We start from the raw sequence: 19802 nt of genomic DNA, 5'->3' as shown, positions 1-19802 counted from the left end.
TCATTCTCCAGTTTCGGCGGGCTCGGCTGCGGGTTCGTCCGCGCTTCCGGCATCGTCCGGGGCCTCGCCCTCGCGGACTTCGACCGGCAGGCCGAGGCTCTTTAGCTGCGGTTCGACCACGCTGCGGTCACCCACGACGACGAACGTGAGCTGGTCGGGCTTCAGGTACTCGCTCGCGGCGGCATCGAGGCTCGCCTTGTCGGCGGCGCGATAGGTCTGGGCGAGCGTCTCGTAATAGTCGTCCGGCCTGCCGAGGCGCGTGTTGACGCGGATCGCCGAGGCGACAGCGCTGTTGGTCTCGAGCTGGTCGGGAAGGCTGAGGATGCTGCCTTCGGTCACCCGCTGGAGCTCCTCGTCCGATACCGGCCGCGAGGCGGGCAGCGCACGCAGGTCGGAGATGACCGCCGCGATCGATTCGCCGGTCTTGTCCGCCTGCACCGGCGCGATCACCGCGAAGGTACGCGGACCGGTCGACGAGGTGATGAAGCTGTAGACCCCGTAGCTCCAGCCCTTGTCCTCGCGCAAATCGGCGTTGAGCCGCGAGAGCAGCCCGTCGCCGATCACCTGGTTGGCGAGTTCGATCGTCTCGGTGCCCTTGGTCGTGCCCTCGATCGGTAGGACGCGGCCGGCGAAGATCACCGACTGCGGCGAATCCGGGCGGTCGAGCAGCACGATGCGCGGGCTCGGCGTCGGCACGGTGGCCGCGAGATCGAGCTTGGGCGCCGGACTCTTCGGCGCCTTCCAGCCACCGAACGCATCTTCGAGCAGCGGCTTGAGCTGCTCGGCGGTGAGATCGCCGACCACGGTGATACGCGCCAGATCGGGCCGCAGCCACTTGTCGTGCGCCTTGCGCAGCGCCTCGGGAGTCAGCGCCGCGAGCGATTCCGCGTCGCCGAGCCCGTCGCTGGGCTGCGCGTAAGGATGCGAGCCGAACAGGATCGGCATCAGCGAGCGGTAGGCGAGGCGGTTGGGCGTCGCCTTGGCGCTGGCGAGCTGGGCCAGAGCCTGCTGCTTGACGCGCGCGACGTCCTCGGGCCGGAACGCGGGATCGAGCACCAGCGTCGCCATCAGATCGAGCGAGGGCTCGAGATTGGCGGTGAGCGTGGACAGCGTGACGCTGCTGGTATCGACGCTGCCCGAGAAGTTGATCGAGGCGCCGAGCCGTTCCTGCGCTTCGGCGATCTGCGTCGCGTCGAGCTTGCTCGTTCCTTCCTCGAGCAGGCCGAGCATGATCGACTGCGTGCCCGGCGTGTCGAGCGTGTCGGCGGCGTAGCCCGCGGCGAAATCGAGCGCGACGATCGCCTTGGGCACGGCGGTGCGTCGCGCGAAGGCGACCGGAATGCCGTTCGAGAGCGTGAAGTGCTGCACTTCGGGGAAATCGAGTTCGGCGACCGGAGTGACCGACGGCATCGTGCGTTCGGGCGCGGGCGGAAGCGGCGCCGGCTCGGCCCTGGGGTCGGGTGGCGGCGGCGGGGTCGTGCCTTCGTCGCCCCAGCCGCCCATCGTCGCGCCGTCCTCGGTGCGCTCGCCCGGGATCACGTCGAGCTCGTAGACGGGACGGCTGAGCCACTTGTTGAGTGCGGTCTTGATCCGTTCGGGCGTCAGCGCCGCGATCTCGGCGAGGTCCTTCTTGTACTTGGCCGGATCGCCCGAATAGAGCTCGCCCTCGGCCAGCGTCGCGCCCTTGCCGTAGAAGCCGCCGACCACTTCGAGCGCGCCGATCTCGGACGAGAGCGTGCTCATCACCGCGCGGCGCACTTCGTCCTCGGTCGGGCCTTCGCGCAGGTAGTCGGCGATGACCTTTTCGAACGCGGCTTCCGCGACCGTGCGATCGACACCGGGTTTCACGTCCATCGTCGCCTGGAGGTAGCTCGCTCCCTCGAACGTCTGCGCCGACGCGGTCACCGCCACGGCGAGTTCCTGGCCGCGCACCAGCACGTTGTCGAGCCGCGAGCTGGCAAGCCCGCCGAGAATGTGCATGCCCACCTCGAGCGCGTTCGCGTCGGGTGCGTTCAGGCCCGGGCCGGTCCAGTTGCGCGAGAGCCGGATCAGCGGCACGCGGTCGGTCATCTCGCGCGATTTGGGCGCGGCGAGCGTCACCGGTCCGGCCTCGACCGGCGCGACCTTGGGGCCGCTCGGAATCGCGCCGAACCACTTCTCGACCTTCGGCCTGGCGGTGGCTGCGTCGATGTCGCCCGACAGGACGAGCACGACGTTGTTGGGCGCGTAGTGATCGCGGAACCAGTTGCGCACGTCGCCCAGCGTGGCCGCGTCGAGATCGGCCATCGAGCCGATCGTCGAATGGCGGTAGGGATGGCCGACGGGAAACAGGCCTTCGGACTCGGCGTAGCTCATCAGGCCGTAGGGTTGGTTGTCGCCCTGCCGCTTCTCGTTCTGGACGACGCCGCGCTGCTTATCGAGCTTGTCTTGGGTGACGGCGGGCAGGATGTAGCCCATCCGGTCGCTTTCGAGGAACAGCGCGAGATCGACCGCGCCGGTCGGCACCGTCTCGACATAGTTGGTGCGGTCGAGCCAGGTCGAGCCGTTGTTCGATCCGCCGACCGCCTCGAGCGGGGCGTCGAAGCTCGGCGCGTTGGGCGAACCGCCGAAGAACAGGTGCTCGTAGAGATGCGCGAAGCCGGTCTTGCCGCGCGGCTCGTGCTTCGAGCCGACGCGGTAGTACGTGGTGACGCCGACGATCGGCGCCTTGCGGTCGGTGTGGACGAGAACCGTGAGGCCGTTGTCGAGAACGAAGCGCTCGTAGGGAATGTCGACTGCGCCGACCAGTTGCGTCGGATCGACGCCTTCGGGCGCGGCCGCCGGTGGCGGCTCGGCGGCGAAGGCGACCGGTTCGAGAGCGAGGGTGGCGAGAGAAAGCGCCGCGAGGGCGGAAGCAAGGGTCCTGCGCATGGCGGTGTTATCTACCAGCTTTTCCCGCGCAAGCCAGAGCCTAGCCGACGAGCACCCGACGCGGCTCGACCGGCGTGGCCGCCGTGCGCGGCGAGGTCATCCGCGCTGGAAGATCTGGCCGCTGTTGAAGAACGAGATGCGCCATTCGCCCTCGGCATCGCGCGTGCACTCCATCTGCACGTCGGCGACGGCGAGCGGATCGGCATAGCCCTTGAAGGGCGGCTCGCCCGCCTTGGCGAAGAACACGAGCATGAAGCCGACGCTCGCCTTGTCGTCGGCCTCGAAGCTGACTCGCAGGCTGGTGATGATATGGCGCATGACGAGCACCGCCCCGGCTTCGCGCTGCGCGGCGATGCGGCCATTGTAGAATGCCTGCACCGCTTCGATCCCCTCGCGCCATTCGCCGCCGACGAAATAGCGCACGTCGCTGGTGAGGCAGTCGCGCTCGGTCATCTTCTCGCCGTTGTTGACGTCGAGTTCGTCGCCCCACTCGTAGACCGCCTGCTTGATCGCCAGGACCGCGGCGGCCTGCTCGGGAGTGAATTTCGCCATGATCTGTCTTTCGCCTCTCGCCGGATGATTTGCCGTCAGGCTAGGCAAGCGCGGCGGGCGCGCCAAGTCCTAATGTACAGCACTGTTGATTTCGCCGGGGTTGTTTCGGTTCGCCTAGCGCGCGGGCCGCAGCCCGCGCGGGACGACCGCGGCCTCGACGAGGTGGAACGCGCCTTCGATCGCCAGCGCGAGCAGAGCGGCGGGAACCGCGCCTTCGAGGATCGTCGCGGTGTTGTTGAGGCGGATGCCGGTGAGGATCGGCTGTCCGTAGCCGCCCGCGCCGATGATCGCGCCGAGCGTCGCCAGCCCCACCGCGATGACCGCGGCGGTGCGCACGCCCGCCATGATCGTCGGCAGGGCCAGCGGCAGTTCGATCCGTCGCAGCCGCGCCCAGGTCGAGAGGCCCAGCGCCTCCGCGCTCTCGCGCAGCGGACGCGCGATGCCGGTCAGCCCGGCATGGACGTTGCGCACGATCGGCAGCAGCGAATAGAGAAACAGCGCCGCGATCGTCGGCGCCGCGCCGATGCCGAGCAGAGGAATCAGCATGACGAACAGCGCGAGGCTCGGGATCGTCTGGAGCAGCCCGGTGGCGGGGATCACCAGCGCGCCGATCCGTCGGCTGCGCGCCGCCAGCACGCCGAGCGGGATCGCGACCACGAGCGCTCCGGCGAGCGCGATCGCCACCAGCCGCAAGTGCTCGATCGTGCGCAGGCCGATGCGTTGCCACAGGCCGGGCGGCGCGGCGCCTTGCGGCGCGGCGAGGCCGAGCGCGGCGCGCGCCGCCGCGCGCTCGCTCGCGCCGTCCATCACCACCATCCGGTTGAGCCGCTGCATCGCCCGCTCGTCGATCCGGCCGGCGAGCGCGTCGAGCGCGGCCACGGCGCGCGGATCGAGGTCGCTGCGATAGACGAAAACCGCGTCGTAGGCGGGAAAGAAGCGGCGGTCGTCCTCGAGCAGCGTGAGGCCATGGGCGGCGATCTCGGCATCGGTGGTGTAAACGTCGATCACGTCGATCTGGCCGTCGGCGAGCGCACGATAGGCAAGGTCGTGGTCGATCCCGCGCACTTCGATCGCGCCGAGGCCATAGGCGGCGGACAAGGCGCGCCAGCCGTCGGCACGGTCGACGAACTCGTTCGAAACGGCGACGCGCAACTCGGGATGGCGAGCGAGGTCGGAAATCGTGCGCAGGCCATGGCGTTCGGCGACTTCGGGGCGCATCGCCAGCGCATAGCCGTTGGAAAAGCCGATCGGCTTCGACACCGCGAGCCCCTGCCTGGCGAGCGCGGCGGCAATTCCGCCGTCGCCGGCGAGCTTCTCGGTCGAAAGGATCTCGAAGCGCAGCGTGCCGGTGTAGTCGGGATAGAGATCGACCTCGCCCGCCCTGACCGCGTCGAACAGGATGCGGCTGCCGCCCAGTTGCCGCCGGTGCTCGGCGGCGACCCCCGCGTCCTCGAGCGCGATGCGCGCCATTTCGCCCAGGATCACGCTTTCGGTGAACGCCTTCGAGCCCACGACGGTGTCGGCGCGGGCGGGGATGACGCCAAGCACCAGACCGCCGATGACGGCGATCGCCGCCAGAAGCAGAGCGAGCACCGCTGCGAACAGCTTCCTCACAGCGCTTCCTCCGCCGCCAGGAACTCGGCAACGAAGGGATCGGCCGGATCGCGGACCAGGTCGTCTATGGCGCCTTTCTGGATGATGTGCCCGTCGCGCATCAGCGCGGTCGTGCCGCCGAAGAAGCGCGCCTCGCCAAGCGCGTGGGTCACCATCGCCACCGTCTTGCCGAGCCGCGCGAAGATGTCGCGCAGATCGCCGGCGAGGCGGACGCGGGTGATCGGATCGAGCGCCGAGAGCGGCTCGTCGAGGAGCAGCACGTCGGGATCGAGCATCAGCGCGCGCATCATCGCGACGCGCTGGCGCTGGCCGCCCGAAAGTTCGCCGGGGAAGCGATCGAGCTGGTCGGCGGCGAGGTCGACCAGCTCGGCCAGTTCGGTGAGGCGCGCGTCGATGCGCGGCCGGTCCCAGCCGAGTTCGCCCGCCATCAGCACGACGTTGCCGCGCGCGGTGAGGTGGGGGAACAGACCGCCTTCCTGGATCACGTAGCCGAGGCGCGGGCGCAGCGCGCGCCAGTCGCTCACCGGCGCGCCGCGAAAGCGCAGGCTGCCGCGATAGCGGGCAAGGCCGATCAGGCAGCGCAGCAGCGTCGATTTTCCGGACCCCGAAGGACCGAGCAGGACGAGCGTCTCGCCCTCGGCGATGACCAGGTCGGTCGGCGCCAGCGCCTCGACCTTGTCATAGCTCACCGCGACGCCTTCGAGTTCGAACATGGCCGCGAGGGTAGCAAGTCCCGGAAAACTTTCCACCGTGGCGGACTTTCGATGGCCCTTGAGGCTTCCGCAGCCCAGGACAGTTCCTAAATACGGCGAAGCCGGCTCTTGCTGCGGCCTTGACCGAGCGCAAGGCGCAGGTGGTATCGGCGCCGCTAGGTCATCGGACCGGAAAATCTCTCCGCAACCCTTGTGTTGCAAAAATACAACACTACATCCTTCGTATCAGGAGGAAAGACCAAGCCATGAATCTCGAAAAGTTCACCGACCGCGCCAAGGGTTTCCTGCAGGCGGCGCAGACCGTTGCCATTCGCTTGAATCACCAGCGCATCCAGCCCGAGCACGTCCTCAAGGCGCTGCTCGACGACAGCGAGGGCATGGCCGCCGGGCTGATCCAGCGCGCCGGCGGCAATCCCAAGATCGCCGTCACCGAACTCGACGCCGCGCTCGCCAAGGTGCCCGCGGTCTCGGGCGGGGGCGCCTCGGGCGCGCCGGGCCTCGACGGCGATACGATCCGGGTGCTCGACCAGGCCGAGCAGGCCGCCGAGAAGTCGGGCGACAGCTACGTCACCGTCGAGCGGCTGCTGCTCGCGCTCACGCTCGCGACCAACTCGCCCGCGGGCAAGGCGCTCAAGTCCGCCAATCTCACCCCGCAGGGGCTCGAAGAGGCGATCACGCAGCTTCGCGGCGGCCGCAAGGCGGATTCCGCCTCGGCCGAGGAAAGCTACGACGCGATGACCAAGTATGCGCGCGACCTCACCGAGGCCGCGAAGGCGGGCAAGCTCGATCCGGTGATCGGCCGCGACGAGGAAATCCGCCGCACCGTGCAGATCCTCGCGCGCCGGACCAAGAACAACCCCGTGCTGATCGGCGACCCCGGCGTCGGCAAGACCGCCATCGCCGAAGGCCTGGCGCTGCGCATCGCCAACGGCGACGTGCCCGACAGCCTCAAGGACCGCTCGCTGATGGCGCTCGACATGGGCGCGCTGATCGCGGGCGCGAAGTATCGCGGCGAGTTCGAGGAGCGGCTCAAGGCCGTGCTCGACGAGGTGAAGAACGCCGAGGGCCACATCATCCTGTTCATCGACGAAATGCACACGCTGATCGGCGCGGGCGCGTCCGAGGGCTCGATGGACGCGGGCAATCTGTTGAAGCCGGCGCTCGCGCGCGGCGAGCTGCACTGCATCGGCGCGACCACGCTCGACGAGTACCAGAAGTACGTCGAGAAGGACGCCGCGCTGCAACGCCGTTTCCAGCCCGTCTTCGTGGACGAGCCGACGGTCGAGGATACCATCTCGATCCTGCGCGGCCTCAAGGAGAAGTACGAGCTGCACCACGGCGTGCGCATCACCGACGGCGCGATCGTGGCGGCGGCGACCTTGTCGAACCGCTACATCACCAACCGTTTTCTGCCTGACAAGGCGATCGACCTCATGGACGAGGCCGCGAGCCGCATCCGCATGGAAGTGGAATCGAAGCCCGAGGAGATCGAGGCGCTCGACCGGCGCATCGTCCAGCTCAAGATCGAGGAGCAGGCGCTCCAGAAGGAAAGCGATTCCGCCTCGCAGGACCGGTTGACGGCCTTGCGCGACGAACTCGCCAATCTCGAGCAGCAGTCGTCCGAACTCACCACCCGCTGGCAGAACGAGCGCGACAAGATCGCGGCCGAAGGCAAGCTGAAGGAGCAGCTCGACCAGGCCAAGATCGAACTCGAGCAGGCGCAGCGCTCGGGCGATCTCGCCAAGGCGGGCGAGCTTTCCTACGGCACGATCCCCAAGCTCGAAAAGCAGCTCGGCGAGGCGCAGGCGCAGTCGGCCAACGCGCTGCTGCGCGAGGAAGTGACCGAGGACGACATCGCGGGCGTGGTCTCGCGCTGGACCGGCGTGCCCGTCGACAAGATGCTCGAGGGCGAGCGCGAGAAGCTGCTCAAGATGGAGGAGATTCTCGGCGAGCGCGTGATCGGGCAGTCGCAGGCGGTCTCGGCCGTCTCGAAGGCGGTGCGCCGCGCGCGCGCCGGCCTGCAGGACCCGAACCGGCCGCTGGGCAGCTTCCTGTTCCTCGGGCCTACGGGCGTCGGCAAGACCGAACTCACCAAGGCGCTTGCCGGCTTCCTGTTCGACGACGACACCGCGATGGTCCGCATCGACATGTCGGAGTTCATGGAGAAGCACGCGGTCGCGCGCCTGATCGGCGCGCCTCCGGGTTACGTCGGCTACGAGGAAGGCGGCGTGCTCACCGAGTCGGTGCGGCGCCGGCCCTATCAGGTCGTGCTGTTCGACGAGGTCGAGAAGGCGCACCCGGACGTGTTCAACGTGCTGTTGCAAGTGCTCGACGACGGGCGGCTGACCGACGGGCAGGGGCGTCAGGTGGACTTCACCAACACGCTGATCATCCTGACCAGCAACCTCGGCAGCCAGTACCTGACGCAGATCGAGGACGGCAAGGACGTCGAAAGCGTCGAGCCGCAGGTGATGGAAGTCGTGCGCGCGCACTTCCGGCCCGAGTTCCTCAACCGGCTCGACGAGATCATCCTGTTCCACCGCCTGGGGCAGGACCACATGGGGCCGATCGTCGAGATCCAGGTCGACCGGGTGCAGAAGCTGCTCAAGGACCGCAAGATCGTGCTCGACCTCACCGATGCGGCCAAGCGCTGGCTGGGGCGGGTCGGCTACGATCCGGTCTACGGCGCGCGGCCGTTGAAGCGGGCGGTGCAAAAGCACCTGCAGGACCCGCTGGCCGAAAAGCTGCTCGCGGGAGAGATCCCCGACGGCGCGACGGTTCACATCGACGAGGGCGACGGTGCGCTGGTGATCAGCGTGGCCTGACCGGCGAAACCATAGCCGGGGCCACCTCCTGATCCGGTCCCGGACGCGGAACGGGCGGCGCCTCTCGCGAGGGCCGCCCGTTCTTCGTTTGCGGTCGTGAAGCGCGGCTGGCGGCTGTCCCGGTGCGCGCGGGGACGAACACCCGCCGCGCGGAGCGGCGCAAGGCGTTCAGCGCAAGTAGAAATCCACCGTCGTGACCACGCGCACCTTCTTGTAGGGCGAGCCGGCCACGCCCCATTCGCCGCTGTTGTCGCCATCGCGCGCGTCGATCGAGAAATAGCCTTGTGTCGCGCTCTTGATCGCGCCGACCGTCGTGCCGCTGTCCTTGGCGAACTGCTCGGCCGCGGCGCGCGCGTCCCTGGTCGCCTCCGCGACCATGGCGGGCTTGATGTCGTTGAGCCCGGTGAAGGTATAGGCCATGCCCGAGCCGTCCTCGAGCATGACGCCGCGGCGCACCAGTTCGAATTGCCGCTTCACCGCGGCCTGGGCGCGCTTGATGTCGTTCGAGCGCAGGCTCATGCGCTGGCGCACGGTGAAGGTCTGCACGCCGTTGTTGGTGTATTGCGAAACGTTGACGCCGGTCGGTTGCAGGGCATCGGCGGGAAAGCCCAGTTCGCCGAAGAAGGCGCGGATCTCGCGCGTGTCGCGGTCGACAGAGGACTGGGCCGAAGCGAGGTCGCCCGCGCTGGCCGAATAGGTAATCGTCCAGGTCGCGAGGTCGGCGGTGACGTCGCGCTCGGCAAGGCCGCGCACGGTGACCGCGCGATTGGCCTGCTGCGCGCGCAACAACCCGTCTCCGAGCAGATAGCCGCCGGCGATCAGACCGATCGCGACGATGGCGCTGCCGCCCAGCCAGACGCCGGTGGTCGGCCTGCGGGCAAAGAAACCGGTGGAGCGGTCGGGATCGTCTCGGCTATCGTCGGTCATGGCGGGCACTCCCCTCTCGAGTTCGCCCCGCGATACGCAATCCCGGCTTTCCGCGCGATGAACCGTGCAATGCCGTCGATGAAACGAAGGACTATCCGTGACGAAATACCTCCACACCATGATCCGCGTGACCGATCCCGACGCGACGATCGCGTTTTTCGAGCTGATCGGCCTTCAGGAAGTGCGCCGGATGGAGAGCGAAAAGGGCCGCTTCACGCTGATCTTCCTCGCCGCACCGGGCGAGGAGGGCGTCGCCGAAGTCGAACTGACACACAACTGGGACCCGGAGGAATACGACGGCGGCCGCAATTTCGGCCACCTCGCCTACCGCGTCGACAACGTCTACGAGACCTGCCAGCGGCTGATGGACGCAGGCGTGACGATCAACCGCCCTCCGCGCGACGGGCACATGGCCTTCGTGCGCACGCCCGACGGGATCTCGGTCGAACTGCTCCAGGACGGCAACCTGCCGGTGGCCGAGCCCTGGGCGAGCATGCCCAACGTCGGAAGCTGGTAACCCTCCCGGCCGCTGGCCGGGCTCAGGGCAGATCCGGCTTCAAGGCAGCTTCGGATCACCCGGCTCGGCCGGACTTTCCATCGCCTTCTCGCCGGGCGCCGGCGTCGTCGAAAGGCGCAGGATCGCGTAGCCGAGCAGCGACGACAGCAGCGAGCCCACGAGCACGCCGAGCTTGGCTTCCTCGACGAGGATCGGATAGCGCGGAAAGGCGAGGGCGCCGATGAACAGGCTCATGGTGAAGCCGATCCCGCACAGCACAGACATGCCCCAAAGCTGCGACCAGCTCGCGCCTTCGGGCTTGGGGGCGAAGCCGATCCGGTCGGACGCGACGATCGCGGCGAGGATGCCCACCTGCTTGCCGAGGAACAGGCCCAGCATCACCCCGAGCGGGATCGGATCGAGCAGGCCTTCCATACCGATGCCGCCCAGCGCGACGCCGGCATTGGCGAAGCCGAAGACCGGCACGATCAGATAGCTGTTCCACGGCACGAGCGCGTGTTCCAGCCGCAGCAACATGCTGTCGCCGCCCTTGCTCACGCTCAGCGGCACGCAGAACGCGGCGAGAACCCCGGCGATCGTCGCGTGGATGCCCGAGTTGAGCACGCAGAACCACAGGCCGAGCCCCAGCACGCCGAACAGCAGATAGCTGTGCAGGCGGTATCGGTTCGCCGCGATCAGGGCGATCAGGAACAGCAGGCCGCCGACGCCCCAGGCGAGCTTGATCTCGGCGGTGTAGAAGATCGCGATGATGGTGACGGCGCCGAGATCATCCACGATCGCCACGGTCAGCAGGAACAGCCGCAGCGAGGCGGGGACGCGCTTGCCCAGCAGCGCCAGCACGCCGACCGCGAAGGCGATGTCGGTGGCGGCGGGGATCGCCCAGCCGCGCTGCATCGGCTGCGCCGTGCCGGCGACCGCGAGATAGACCACCGCGGGCGCCAGCATACCGGCGGCGGCGGCCAGCACCGGCAGGCGCCTGCGTCTGGCGTCGGACAGTTCGCCGTCGAGGATCTCGCGCTTGATTTCGAGCCCGACGACGAAGAAGAAGATCGCCATCAAGCCATCGTTGATCCACAGGTGCAGCGTGTCGAGCTTATAGACCGGCGTCCAGGGAAGCTTGTCGTGGAACAGGTCGTGATAGGCATGCTGCAGCGGCGAATTGGCGGCCAGGATCGCGGCGATCGCCACCGCGATCAGTAATATGCCGCCGGCGGCCTCGCCGCCCAACATTTTGCTGATCTTCGTGGCCAGCCGGTTTGCCCAATGTCTCTCGAGGCTCATGCCCGTCCCCTTTGTCTAAACGCCCGCCGGTTGCAACCCAATAGGTTTTCAAATAGGCAATATTACGTATCGTTAAGAAAAATTGACGTTCCGCGGGGGTGTATTTGGGGCCGGTAGATGTCCTGCAGCGGGGGCTCGATGCGCTGCAGCTTGTTGAACACGAGTTGTTGCTGTTCGCGGCATTCTGGTTCGTCGTCGGGGCTGCGGACGAATTTGCGGTTGATCTCGTATGGCTCTGGCTGAAACTGACCGGGCGCATCGAGACCGAGCCCCCTGTCGCGGACAGAAACACCGAGCCCTTGTCCGGGCGAGCGGCGGCCTTCGTTCCGGCATGGCAGGAAGCGGACGTCATCGGTCCGATGATCCGTCACACGCTTTCGGCATGGCGGCAGGATGCATTCACCCTCTACGTCGGGCTCTATGTCAACGATTGGGCGACGCTGGAAGCGGCGGTCGCGGCGGCGGGCGACGATCCCCGCGTACGACTGGTGATCAACGATCGCGCGGGACCGACGACCAAGGCCGATTGTCTCAATCGCATCTATGCCGCCTTGTGCGACGACGAGGCCCGTAGCGGCGAGCGGTTCGCGAGCATCGTCCTGCACGATTCGGAGGACATGGTGCATCCCGCCGCGCTCGCGCTCATCGACGAGATGCTCGGGCCGATCGACTTCGTGCAGTTGCCCGTGCGCCCCGAGCCGCAGGCCGCCTCGCCGATGGTCGCGGGCCACTATTCGGACGAATTCGCCGAATCGCACGCCAAGGGCATGGTCGTGCGCGACGCGATCGGCGCGGCCATTCCCGCCGCCGGGGTCGGCTGCGGGTTCGCGCGCGAGGCGATCGCCGATCTCGCCCGCCGGCGATTCCAGCAAGGTCGCGACGGGCCGTTCGAGGACGACTGCCTGACCGAGGACTACGAACTGGGCCTCACCGTTTCGCGCGGGCGGCGCGCGCGCTTCGTCCGCCGGCACGACGTCTACGGCGAACTCATCGCGACGCGCGCCTACTTCCCCCCGAGCCTGGAAGCCTCTGTCCGCCAGAAGACCCGCTGGATCCACGGTATCTCGCTGCAGGGCTGGGACCGCCTCGGCTGGTCGCTCAATCCGATCGACATCTGGATGACCCTGCGAGACCGCAATGGACCGCTGACCGCGCTGGTGCTCGCCGTGGCCTATGTGCTGCTCGCGATCGAGGCCGTCCTCGGCGTCGCGCGGCTCGCTGGCTGGCAGGACGCAGTGGCCTTGCCGCCGCTGCTGCGCGCGATGATCGCGATCAGCTTCGCCAGCCTCGCCTGGCGAGCGCTGTGGCGCTTCTTCTTCACTGCCCGCGAATACGGTATCGGCGAGGGACTGCGCGCGATCGTGCGTATCCCCGTCTCGAACGTGATCACGATCATCGCCGCGCGGCGGGCGCTCTTCGCCTATGTCGGCACCCTGTTCGGGCGGCGCCTGCATTGGGACAAGACGCTCCACGCCGCGCATCCGGCGAACGCGACGCCGCGCTCCGCCGATATCACTCCGGCGACGGCGACGGCGACGGCGACGGCGAGGGCGCTGCCGTGACTCTCCGCCGCCTACGCGGACGGCCGCTGCTGGCGCTGATCGTGATTCTCGGCTCGTGGATCGTGGTTCGAGACCTGACCTGGACGGCGCCCGTCTATCTGCGCGATGTCGGCCTCGGCTCGCCGCAGATCGCCGTCGAGCCGGGGCCGGGCGCACCGGGGCTTGCCTTCGGCGGAGCGCCCGGTTTGCCCGATGCGTCGCCCAGGCCCGCGGACCGCGCGTCCGGGGCCGCGACGGCGTCCGTGGCGGCCGATGCCCGCTGGCCTGCCGCCGCCGCGCCATGGCCACGCCGAAGCGACCTCGTCGCGTTCATGGACACGCCTGACCGGCCCGGCGCCGACGCGGCGGCGCGGCAGGAGCTGGTCTTGATGGAGGCCTTTGGCCAGGCGGAGGCCATGTATCCCCTCCCGAGTTTTCGCGATGCGCCGAAGCCGAAGGGCCGGTCTCCGCGCTGGTCGGCGGACGGCTGGCTGCTGCTGCGGCGCGACGGGCGCGCAGAGCTGGCCTCGGGGCTGTTGCCCGCCAGCTATGGAGCGAGCCAGGCCGGCGCGGTCTTGCGCTATAGCCTCGACGAGGCGAGCGGCCATCGCCCGAAAGCCTATGTGCGCGGGACGACCACGTTGCGCGGGCCCGACGAGGTCCAGGCCGCTATCGGCCTGTCGACGAGGCCGGTTCCGGGAGTGCCGATGGTGCTTGCCGCGGAAGTCCGCGCGACCGAGGGCGATGCGGGCAGCCGCGTCCAGCCCGCGGCCTTCGCCGTGTCCGAACTTGCGCCGATCGCGCTTCCGCTCGCGCTGCGCGCCGAGATCTATGCGCAGGCCGGCTTCGTCGGTGGAGAATTCGCGACGCTGTTCGCCGACGGGCAGCTTCGCGTCGATCGCGAAGTGGCGCGATGGCGCGATGCGACGGCGCGTATCGGCGCCGGCGGCTGGGCAGGCGCGCAGAAAGGGGCCGCGCGCTTCGACCTGGGGCCCAGCGCGATGCTGGCGTTCCCGCTTGCAGACGCGGCGACGGCACGAGTGGCCGTCGACTGGCGCATGCGCGTCGCGGGCGATGCCGAGCCCCGCTCGGGTCCCGCCTTGACACTATCCGCAGGTTTCTGAAACGCGCCTTTTCTCCGCCATCGTGCTGCGGTAGCGAACATGGCGAGATGGACGTCTACCTTCCGATCGCGAACCTTTCCGTCAACGGCCTGGTCATCGTCGGCCTCGGCGCGCTGACCGGCCTGCTTTCCGGAATGTTCGGCGTGGGCGGCGGATTCCTGACGACGCCACTGCTGATCTTCTACGGCGTGCCGCCGACGGTATCGGCCGCCTCGGCCGCCAGCCAGGTGACGGGCGCCAGTGTTTCGGGGGTTTTCGCGCACTTCCGGCGTGGCGGCGTGGACTTCCAGCTCGGTTCCGTGATGGTCGCGGGCGGGATCATGGGCACCGCGATCGGAGCCGCGCTGTTCAGCCTGCTGCAGTCGCTCGGCCAGATCGATACGGTGATCAACGTGCTCTACGTCGTGCTGCTCGGCTCGATCGGCGGGCTGATGGCGAACGAATCGATCCAGACGCTGCGCTCCGAGCGCACCGGGCAGAAGATCGCCGCGCGCAAGCGCCGCCACCATCCGCTTGTAGCCAGCCTGCCGATGCGCTGGCGCTTCTATCGCTCCGGGCTCTACATCTCGCCGCTGGCACCGCTGATCCTGGGCATGCTGACCGGTATCCTGACGATGCTGATGGGCATCGGCGGCGGCTTCGTGCTCGTTCCGGCGATGCTCTACATCCTGGGCATGAGCGCCAATGTGGTCGTCGGCACCTCGCTGTTCCAGATCCTGTTCGTCACGATGGCGACGACGATGATGCACGCGATGACCACGCGCGCGGTCGACATCGTGCTCGCCGGGCTGCTGCTGTTCGGCTCGGTGACGGGCGCGCAGCTCGGCGCGCAGTTCGCGCAGAAGGCAAGTCCGGTGAAACTGCGGCTGGTGCTCGCCGTGCTGGTGCTGCTGGTGGCGCTGCGCATGGCCCTGGGGCTCGGCTACCGGCCCGACGAAATCTACACGGTCGCGCCGCTGTGAGGAGGCTCGCGGCCCTCTTCCTCCTGCTCGCGCTGGGCGCCGCGCGCGACCCGATCCTGGTGCCCGAGGTCTCGCAGCACGAGATCCGTCTGCGTCAAGGCTTCACCGGCACCGAGCTGCTGCTGTTCGGCGCGATCCTCAATCCGCAGGGCGCGCGCGCCGCGCAGGACTACGACATCGTCGTCGTGCTCAAGGGGCCGACCCAGTCGATCGTCGTGCGCGAGAAGTCCAAGGTTGCGGGCATCTGGATCAATGCCGACAGCACCGAGCTGCGCTCGGCACCCTCGTACTACGCGGTGGCCTCGACCCGGCCGATCTCCGAGATCGTCGACGACAAGACCGCGGCGATCTACGAACTCGGCCTCAAGTGGCTCCAGCTCTCGCCCATCGGGGCGATCGACACCGAGGAGCAGGCGCGCTTCGCCAAGGGGCTGGTCGAACTCAACGAGAGCAACGGGCTCTACCGCCAGGAAGAAGGCGCGGTGAAGGTGAGCGAGCAGGTGCTCTACCAGGCGCGCATCCAGCTTCCCTCGCAAGTGCCGACCGGGACCTACACCGCCGAGACCTTCGCGATCACCGACGGGCGCGTGGTCGCCTCGGCGAGCAGCACGGTTGTCGTCCAGAAGCTGGGGATCGAGCGCGCGATCGCCGATTTCGCGCAGGACTACGGCTTTCTCTATGGCTTGCTGGCGGTGGCGATCTCGGTCTTCATGGGCTGGGTCGCGGGACGGCTCTTCGCGCTCGTGTGAGGCGCCGGTTAGGCCGATGTTAACGGCGATAATCTAGGCCCGGGCTTGCTTTCGCGAATGCCCAGGGTGCCAGATGACCGAATTGAGTTCGAACGAATTCCAGACCTCGCGAGTCGCCGAAGACCGCGAAGTCACGACGCAATCGGGCATCGAGCGGGTCGACAACGCGCACGAGCCGATCGGCATGGTGCTCGAGATCGGCGGCTCGGGCAGCCGGATCGCGCTCGATCTCAACCGGCTGTCCGAATGCTCGTCCGACGCGGACCCCTCGGTGGCGCTGTCCGGGCAGGTCGGCAGCCAGGTCAAGGTGCGGGTCGGCAATAGCTGGCTGCTCGCCAGCGTGCGCAGCCAGAAGAAGGACACCAAGATCCCCGGCGGCATCCTCGCCTCGGCCGACTTCCTCGGCGAGGGCGACGAGGAGCGGCTGACCGGCAAGATCCACAAGTTCCGCCGCGGCGTCACCGTCTATCCGATCCCCGGCGCGCTGGTCTATCCCGCCACCAGCGAGGACTTGCGCCAGATCTACGCCAGCGACGGCCGCTCGACGATCCAGATCGGCAACGTCTATCCGACCAGGGACATCCGCGCGGGGCTCTATGTCGACGCGATGCTCGGCAAGCATTTCGCGCTGCTCGGCTCGACCGGCACCGGCAAGTCGACCAGCGCGGCGCTGATCCTCCACAAGATCTGCGAGCACGCGCCCGAGGGCCACATCCTGATGGTCGACCCCCACGGCGAATACAGCGCCGCGTTCCGCCATTCGGGCATGATCCTCGACGTCACCAACCTGCAGATGCCCTACTGGCTGATGAACTTCGAGGAGCATTGCGAGATCCTGCTCACCTCGCGCGGCGACGCGCGGCAGGAGGACGCCGAGATTCTCGCCAAGTGCCTGCTCGAGGCGCGGATGAAGAACCGCCTCGCAGAGCAGATGGGCAAGATCACGGTCGACGCGCCGATCCCCTATCTCCTGTCCGATCTCACCACGATCATCAGCAACGAGATGGGCAAGCTCGACAAGGGGCGCACCAGCGCGCCCTATCTGCGGCTCAAGAACAAGATCGACGAACTCAAGACCGATCCGCGCTACCAGTTCCTGTTCTCGGGAATGCTGGTGGGCGATACGATGGCCGAGTTCCTCGCCAAGATCTTCCGCCTGCCGGCGCGCGGACGGCCGATCACGATCATCGACGTCTCGGGCGTCCCCTCCGACATCACCTCGACCGTGGTCGCGGTGCTCAGCCGCCTGGTGTTCGACTTCGCGGTCTGGGGTCGCGAGGAGCGCACCCGCCCGATCATGCTGGTCTGCGAGGAAGCGCACCGATATGTTCCCAACGAGAAGAACGCCGACGGCTCCTCGGTCGGCAAGATCCTCTCGCGCATCGCCAAGGAGGGCCGCAAGTACGGCATCTCGCTCGGCCTGATCACACAGCGCCCCTCCGACCTCGCCGAAGGCGTGCTTTCGCAGTGTGGCACGATCATCGCGATGCGCCTCAACAACGACCGCGACCAGGCGTTCGTGCGCGCGGCGATGCCCGAAGGCGCGCGCGGGTTCCTCGATTCTATCCCCGCCCTGCGCAACCGCGAGTGCATCATCTGCGGCGAGGGCGTCTCGATCCCGATCCGCGTCTCGTTCGACGAGCTGGAGGACTACAAGCGCCCGGCTTCGGACGACCCCTCGTTCGTCGATCTGTGGAACCAGAGCGGCGGCGACGAGGAGATGGTCCTGCGCACGGTCCAGCGCTGGCGCGCGCAGGGGCGGTAGCGCCCGCCTCCTGCGCTCAATCCGCGATATGCCTGAAAGCGCCTGCCCGTTCGCGGCGGCGTGTCCAGACGTAGGCGAGGCTCATCAGCGCGACGGCGGCGACCGAGCCGAAGGGGAAGGCCCACCACAGCGCCTCGGAGCCGATCACGGGATAGAGCAGCGAATAGAAACTCAGCCGCGCGCCGTAGAGCGCCACCGCGAAGACGATCAGCGGCAGGATGACGACGCCGTAGGCGCGCATCGTGCCGACATGGATCATCGTCACGCCGACCAGGACGAACGACCAGGTGACGATCATCTGCATGTGCCGCGCCACGGGAATCGCGCTGCTCTCGCCGCCGAGGAACAGCGCCAGCAGCGGACGGTCGAAGACGACCAGCAGCACCGCGAGCACGCCCGTCATCACCACGTTCGCGCCGATGCCCTTGAGCGTGATCTCGCCTACGCGCTTGTTCTTGCCCGCGCCAACGTTCTGCGCGACCATCGTGCTCACGCCCGAGCCCAGCGCCATCGCCGGCATCTGGATGTAGTTCCACAGTTGCAGCGAGGCGCCGTAGGCGGCGGCGGTATCGAGCCCCTCGCGGTTCACCAGCCCCATCATCACCAGCCCCGCCGACGCGATGATCAGCATCTGCGCGCCCATCGGGATGCCCTTGCCGACGACGTAGGCCAGTTCGCGGCTGCTCGGGATCAGGTAGCGCAGTTCGGGGCCGCGCAGCCGCAGCGGCAGGTCCTTGCGGTAGATGACGACGATCATCGCCGTCGCGCCGATGAAGTTGGCGATGCCCGTGGCGATCGCAGAGCCGGCGATGCCGAGCGCGGGGATCGGCCCCGGTCCGCTGATCAGCAGCGGGTTGAGCACGATGTCGAGCAGCACGGTGAGCAGCATCGCGTAGAGCGGCGTCTTCGAATCGCCGACACCGCGCATGCCCATCGAGACCAGCAGCATGATCGTGCCGAGCGGCATCGTCACGAAGATCACCCGCAGGTAGGCGAGCGCTTCCAGCTTGCTCGCCTCGGGCGTCGAAAGCGCGTCGAGCATCGCGGGGGTCCAGATCCAGCCGGCCAGGCCGGTCGCGATCGCGATCAGCGAGCAGAACCCCAGCCCCGTGCCGAAGCTGCGCCGCATCGCCGGTACGTCGCGCGCGCCGAAGTGCAGGCCGACGCGCACGGTCGTCGCCATGCCGAAGCCGAACACCGCCGAGAACAGCAGGAACATCACGTTGTTGGCGTTGGCGGTCGCGGCCAGCGCGCTCTCGCCGATCAGGCGGCCCACCCAGATCGCGTTGATCGAGCCGTTGAGCGACTGGATCACGTTGCCGATCAGCATCGGCACCGCGAACAGCAGCAGGGTCTTGAGGATCGGGCCCTGGGTGAGGTCACCCTTCATCGGCGCATCGACCCGGCGCGGCGCTTCGAGCGGAGCCGCCCCTTCGGACGCCGCCTTGGTCGCGATCACGGGCGGCGCCTCGTTCATGTCCCTCGTGTGTCTCCAAACAGATGGATATGCAAGCGGTCTGTGAAGCGGTAACCGAAGCGCGGACAGGCTTCGGCGAGCCACTGCCCGCGCGCGCGCAGGCTCTGGCTGTCGCGGCCCTCGGGCATCACGAACACGCGCTCGGGCGCGATCGCGTATTCGCGGCGCAGCGCCTCGATCGCGTCGAGGTCGTCGGGCTCGGAGACGACGAACTTGAACCAGGCGCGTTCGTCGGCGGCGTAGGCGGCGAGCCGCTCGGGCACGAGCGCAAGATCGGCCGGATTGCCGCTGTGCGCGAGCTTGGGGCTGACGTTGAACTGCGCCACGAGCGGGTCGAGCGCGGGGTGCGGCGCGACGGTGCCGTTGGTCTCGATCTCGACGCGCACGCCGGGCAGCAGCGCCAGCATGCGCGCGAGCGCCGCGCCCTGCAGCAGCGGCTCGCCGCCGGTCACGACCAGCCGCGCCTGCCCGAGCGCGGCGATCCGCGCGGCGACGTCGGCCTCGTCGAGCGCGATCTGGTTGGCCTTGCGCTCGAAGGCGCGCGCGTCGCGGTGGGGGCGGTTGTCGCCGGTGAAGCGCCAGGTATAGGCGGTGTCGCACCACGCGCAGGCGAGGTTGCAGCGCGACAGTCGCACGAAGGCGCAGGGCGCGCCCGCCGAGATGCCCTCGCCCTGGATCGAGGCGAAGATCTCGGGCTCGCCCGGCACGGTGCAGGCGAGCGTCAGCGCCACGGCGCGGCCCCTGGGGTGACGCACTTGACGGTGTCCTGACGAAACCGTCCGGCCCCCGCAATCGCGGGGTTTTCGCGGACGGGGCAAAGGCGGTCGGGCATGGGCATCGCCCCC

15 protein-coding genes are annotated in these 19802 nt (G+C 68.4%); 7 read left to right on the top strand and 8 right to left on the bottom strand.

Annotation, left to right across the window (positions count from 1 at the left end; all coding sequences use genetic code 11):
* From B2G71_RS06530 to B2G71_RS06515, 4 genes are all read right to left on the bottom strand, one after another.
* A complete protein-coding gene (locus B2G71_RS06530) occupies positions 1 to 2910 on the bottom strand; it encodes a pitrilysin family protein (protein WP_098104900.1) in 2910 nt (969 codons plus the stop codon).
* 96 nt (positions 2911 to 3006) lie between these two features.
* Positions 3007 to 3462 (bottom strand): nuclear transport factor 2 family protein, encoded by a 456-nt coding sequence (locus B2G71_RS06525; protein WP_098104899.1) that lies wholly within the window; start codon positions 3460 to 3462, stop codon positions 3007 to 3009.
* 114 nt (positions 3463 to 3576) lie between these two features.
* The gene (locus B2G71_RS06520) at positions 3577 to 5076 is read right to left on the bottom strand and encodes a glycine betaine ABC transporter substrate-binding protein (RefSeq protein WP_098104898.1); all 1500 of its coding nucleotides are present in this window, start codon (positions 5074 to 5076) and stop codon (positions 3577 to 3579) included.
* Positions 5073 to 5825 (bottom strand): ATP-binding cassette domain-containing protein, encoded by a 753-nt coding sequence (locus B2G71_RS06515; RefSeq protein WP_240530025.1) that lies wholly within the window; start codon positions 5823 to 5825, stop codon positions 5073 to 5075. Before B2G71_RS06515 ends, B2G71_RS06520 begins: the two co-directional genes overlap by 4 nt.
* A 209-nt stretch (positions 5826 to 6034) precedes the next feature.
* Here B2G71_RS06515 and clpB point away from each other — a divergent pair, with 209 nt between their 5' ends.
* On the top strand, positions 6035 to 8614 hold the full coding sequence (gene clpB / locus B2G71_RS06510; protein WP_098104896.1) for an ATP-dependent chaperone ClpB: 2580 nt from the start codon (positions 6035 to 6037) through the stop codon (positions 8612 to 8614).
* 168 nt (positions 8615 to 8782) lie between these two features.
* Here the strand turns inward: clpB and B2G71_RS06505 are convergent, their stop codons facing one another.
* Positions 8783 to 9541 carry an SIMPL domain-containing protein gene (locus B2G71_RS06505; protein ID WP_098104895.1) on the bottom strand — a complete coding sequence of 253 codons (759 nt, stop codon included), beginning with the start codon at positions 9539 to 9541 and terminating at the stop codon, positions 8783 to 8785.
* Positions 9542 to 9638: 97 nt separating this feature from the next.
* Here B2G71_RS06505 and B2G71_RS06500 point away from each other — a divergent pair, with 97 nt between their 5' ends.
* Positions 9639 to 10058, top strand: coding sequence for a VOC family protein (locus B2G71_RS06500; RefSeq protein WP_098104894.1), 420 nt, complete (start codon positions 9639 to 9641; stop codon positions 10056 to 10058).
* 39 nt (positions 10059 to 10097) lie between these two features.
* Here the strand turns inward: B2G71_RS06500 and nhaA are convergent, their stop codons facing one another.
* Positions 10098 to 11339 (bottom strand): Na+/H+ antiporter NhaA, encoded by a 1242-nt coding sequence (nhaA, locus tag B2G71_RS06495; RefSeq protein WP_098104893.1) that lies wholly within the window; start codon positions 11337 to 11339, stop codon positions 10098 to 10100.
* A 104-nt stretch (positions 11340 to 11443) separates the two neighbouring features.
* Between nhaA and B2G71_RS06490 the strand changes: the two genes are divergently transcribed.
* The 5 genes from B2G71_RS06490 (at position 11444) to B2G71_RS06470 (ending at position 17480) form a co-directional block, all read left to right on the top strand.
* A complete protein-coding gene (locus B2G71_RS06490) occupies positions 11444 to 12901 on the top strand; it encodes a glycosyl transferase family protein (protein ID WP_240530024.1) in 1458 nt (485 codons plus the stop codon).
* On the top strand, positions 12898 to 14004 hold the full coding sequence (locus tag B2G71_RS06485) for a hypothetical protein (RefSeq protein WP_098104978.1): 1107 nt from the start codon (positions 12898 to 12900) through the stop codon (positions 14002 to 14004). The genes B2G71_RS06490 and B2G71_RS06485 overlap by 4 nt, the downstream gene beginning before the upstream one ends.
* A 47-nt stretch (positions 14005 to 14051) precedes the next feature.
* Positions 14052 to 14966, top strand: a complete 915-nt coding sequence (locus tag B2G71_RS06480; protein ID WP_098104892.1) for a sulfite exporter TauE/SafE family protein — start codon at positions 14052 to 14054, stop codon at positions 14964 to 14966.
* Positions 14963 to 15715, top strand: a complete 753-nt coding sequence (locus tag B2G71_RS06475) for a TIGR02186 family protein (RefSeq protein ID WP_098104891.1) — start codon at positions 14963 to 14965, stop codon at positions 15713 to 15715. The genes B2G71_RS06480 and B2G71_RS06475 overlap by 4 nt, the downstream gene beginning before the upstream one ends.
* 73 nt (positions 15716 to 15788) lie before the next feature.
* On the top strand, positions 15789 to 17480 hold the full coding sequence (locus B2G71_RS06470) for an ATP-binding protein (RefSeq protein WP_098104890.1): 1692 nt from the start codon (positions 15789 to 15791) through the stop codon (positions 17478 to 17480).
* 16 nt (positions 17481 to 17496) lie between these two features.
* Here B2G71_RS06470 and B2G71_RS06465 read toward each other — a convergent pair whose 3' ends face one another.
* A complete protein-coding gene (locus B2G71_RS06465) occupies positions 17497 to 18957 on the bottom strand; it encodes an MATE family efflux transporter (protein ID WP_098104889.1) in 1461 nt (486 codons plus the stop codon).
* Positions 18954 to 19688 (bottom strand): 7-carboxy-7-deazaguanine synthase QueE, encoded by a 735-nt coding sequence (locus B2G71_RS06460; RefSeq protein ID WP_098104977.1) that lies wholly within the window; start codon positions 19686 to 19688, stop codon positions 18954 to 18956. Before B2G71_RS06460 ends, B2G71_RS06465 begins: the two co-directional genes overlap by 4 nt.
* Positions 19689 to 19802: the final 114 nt, after the last annotated feature.

Source organism: Novosphingobium sp. PC22D, assembly GCF_002556635.1.
Lineage (GTDB): Bacteria > Pseudomonadota > Alphaproteobacteria > Sphingomonadales > Sphingomonadaceae > Novosphingobium.
Note: the sequence above shows the minus strand (reverse complement) of the source record. Positions and strands in the feature narration are given on the sequence as shown.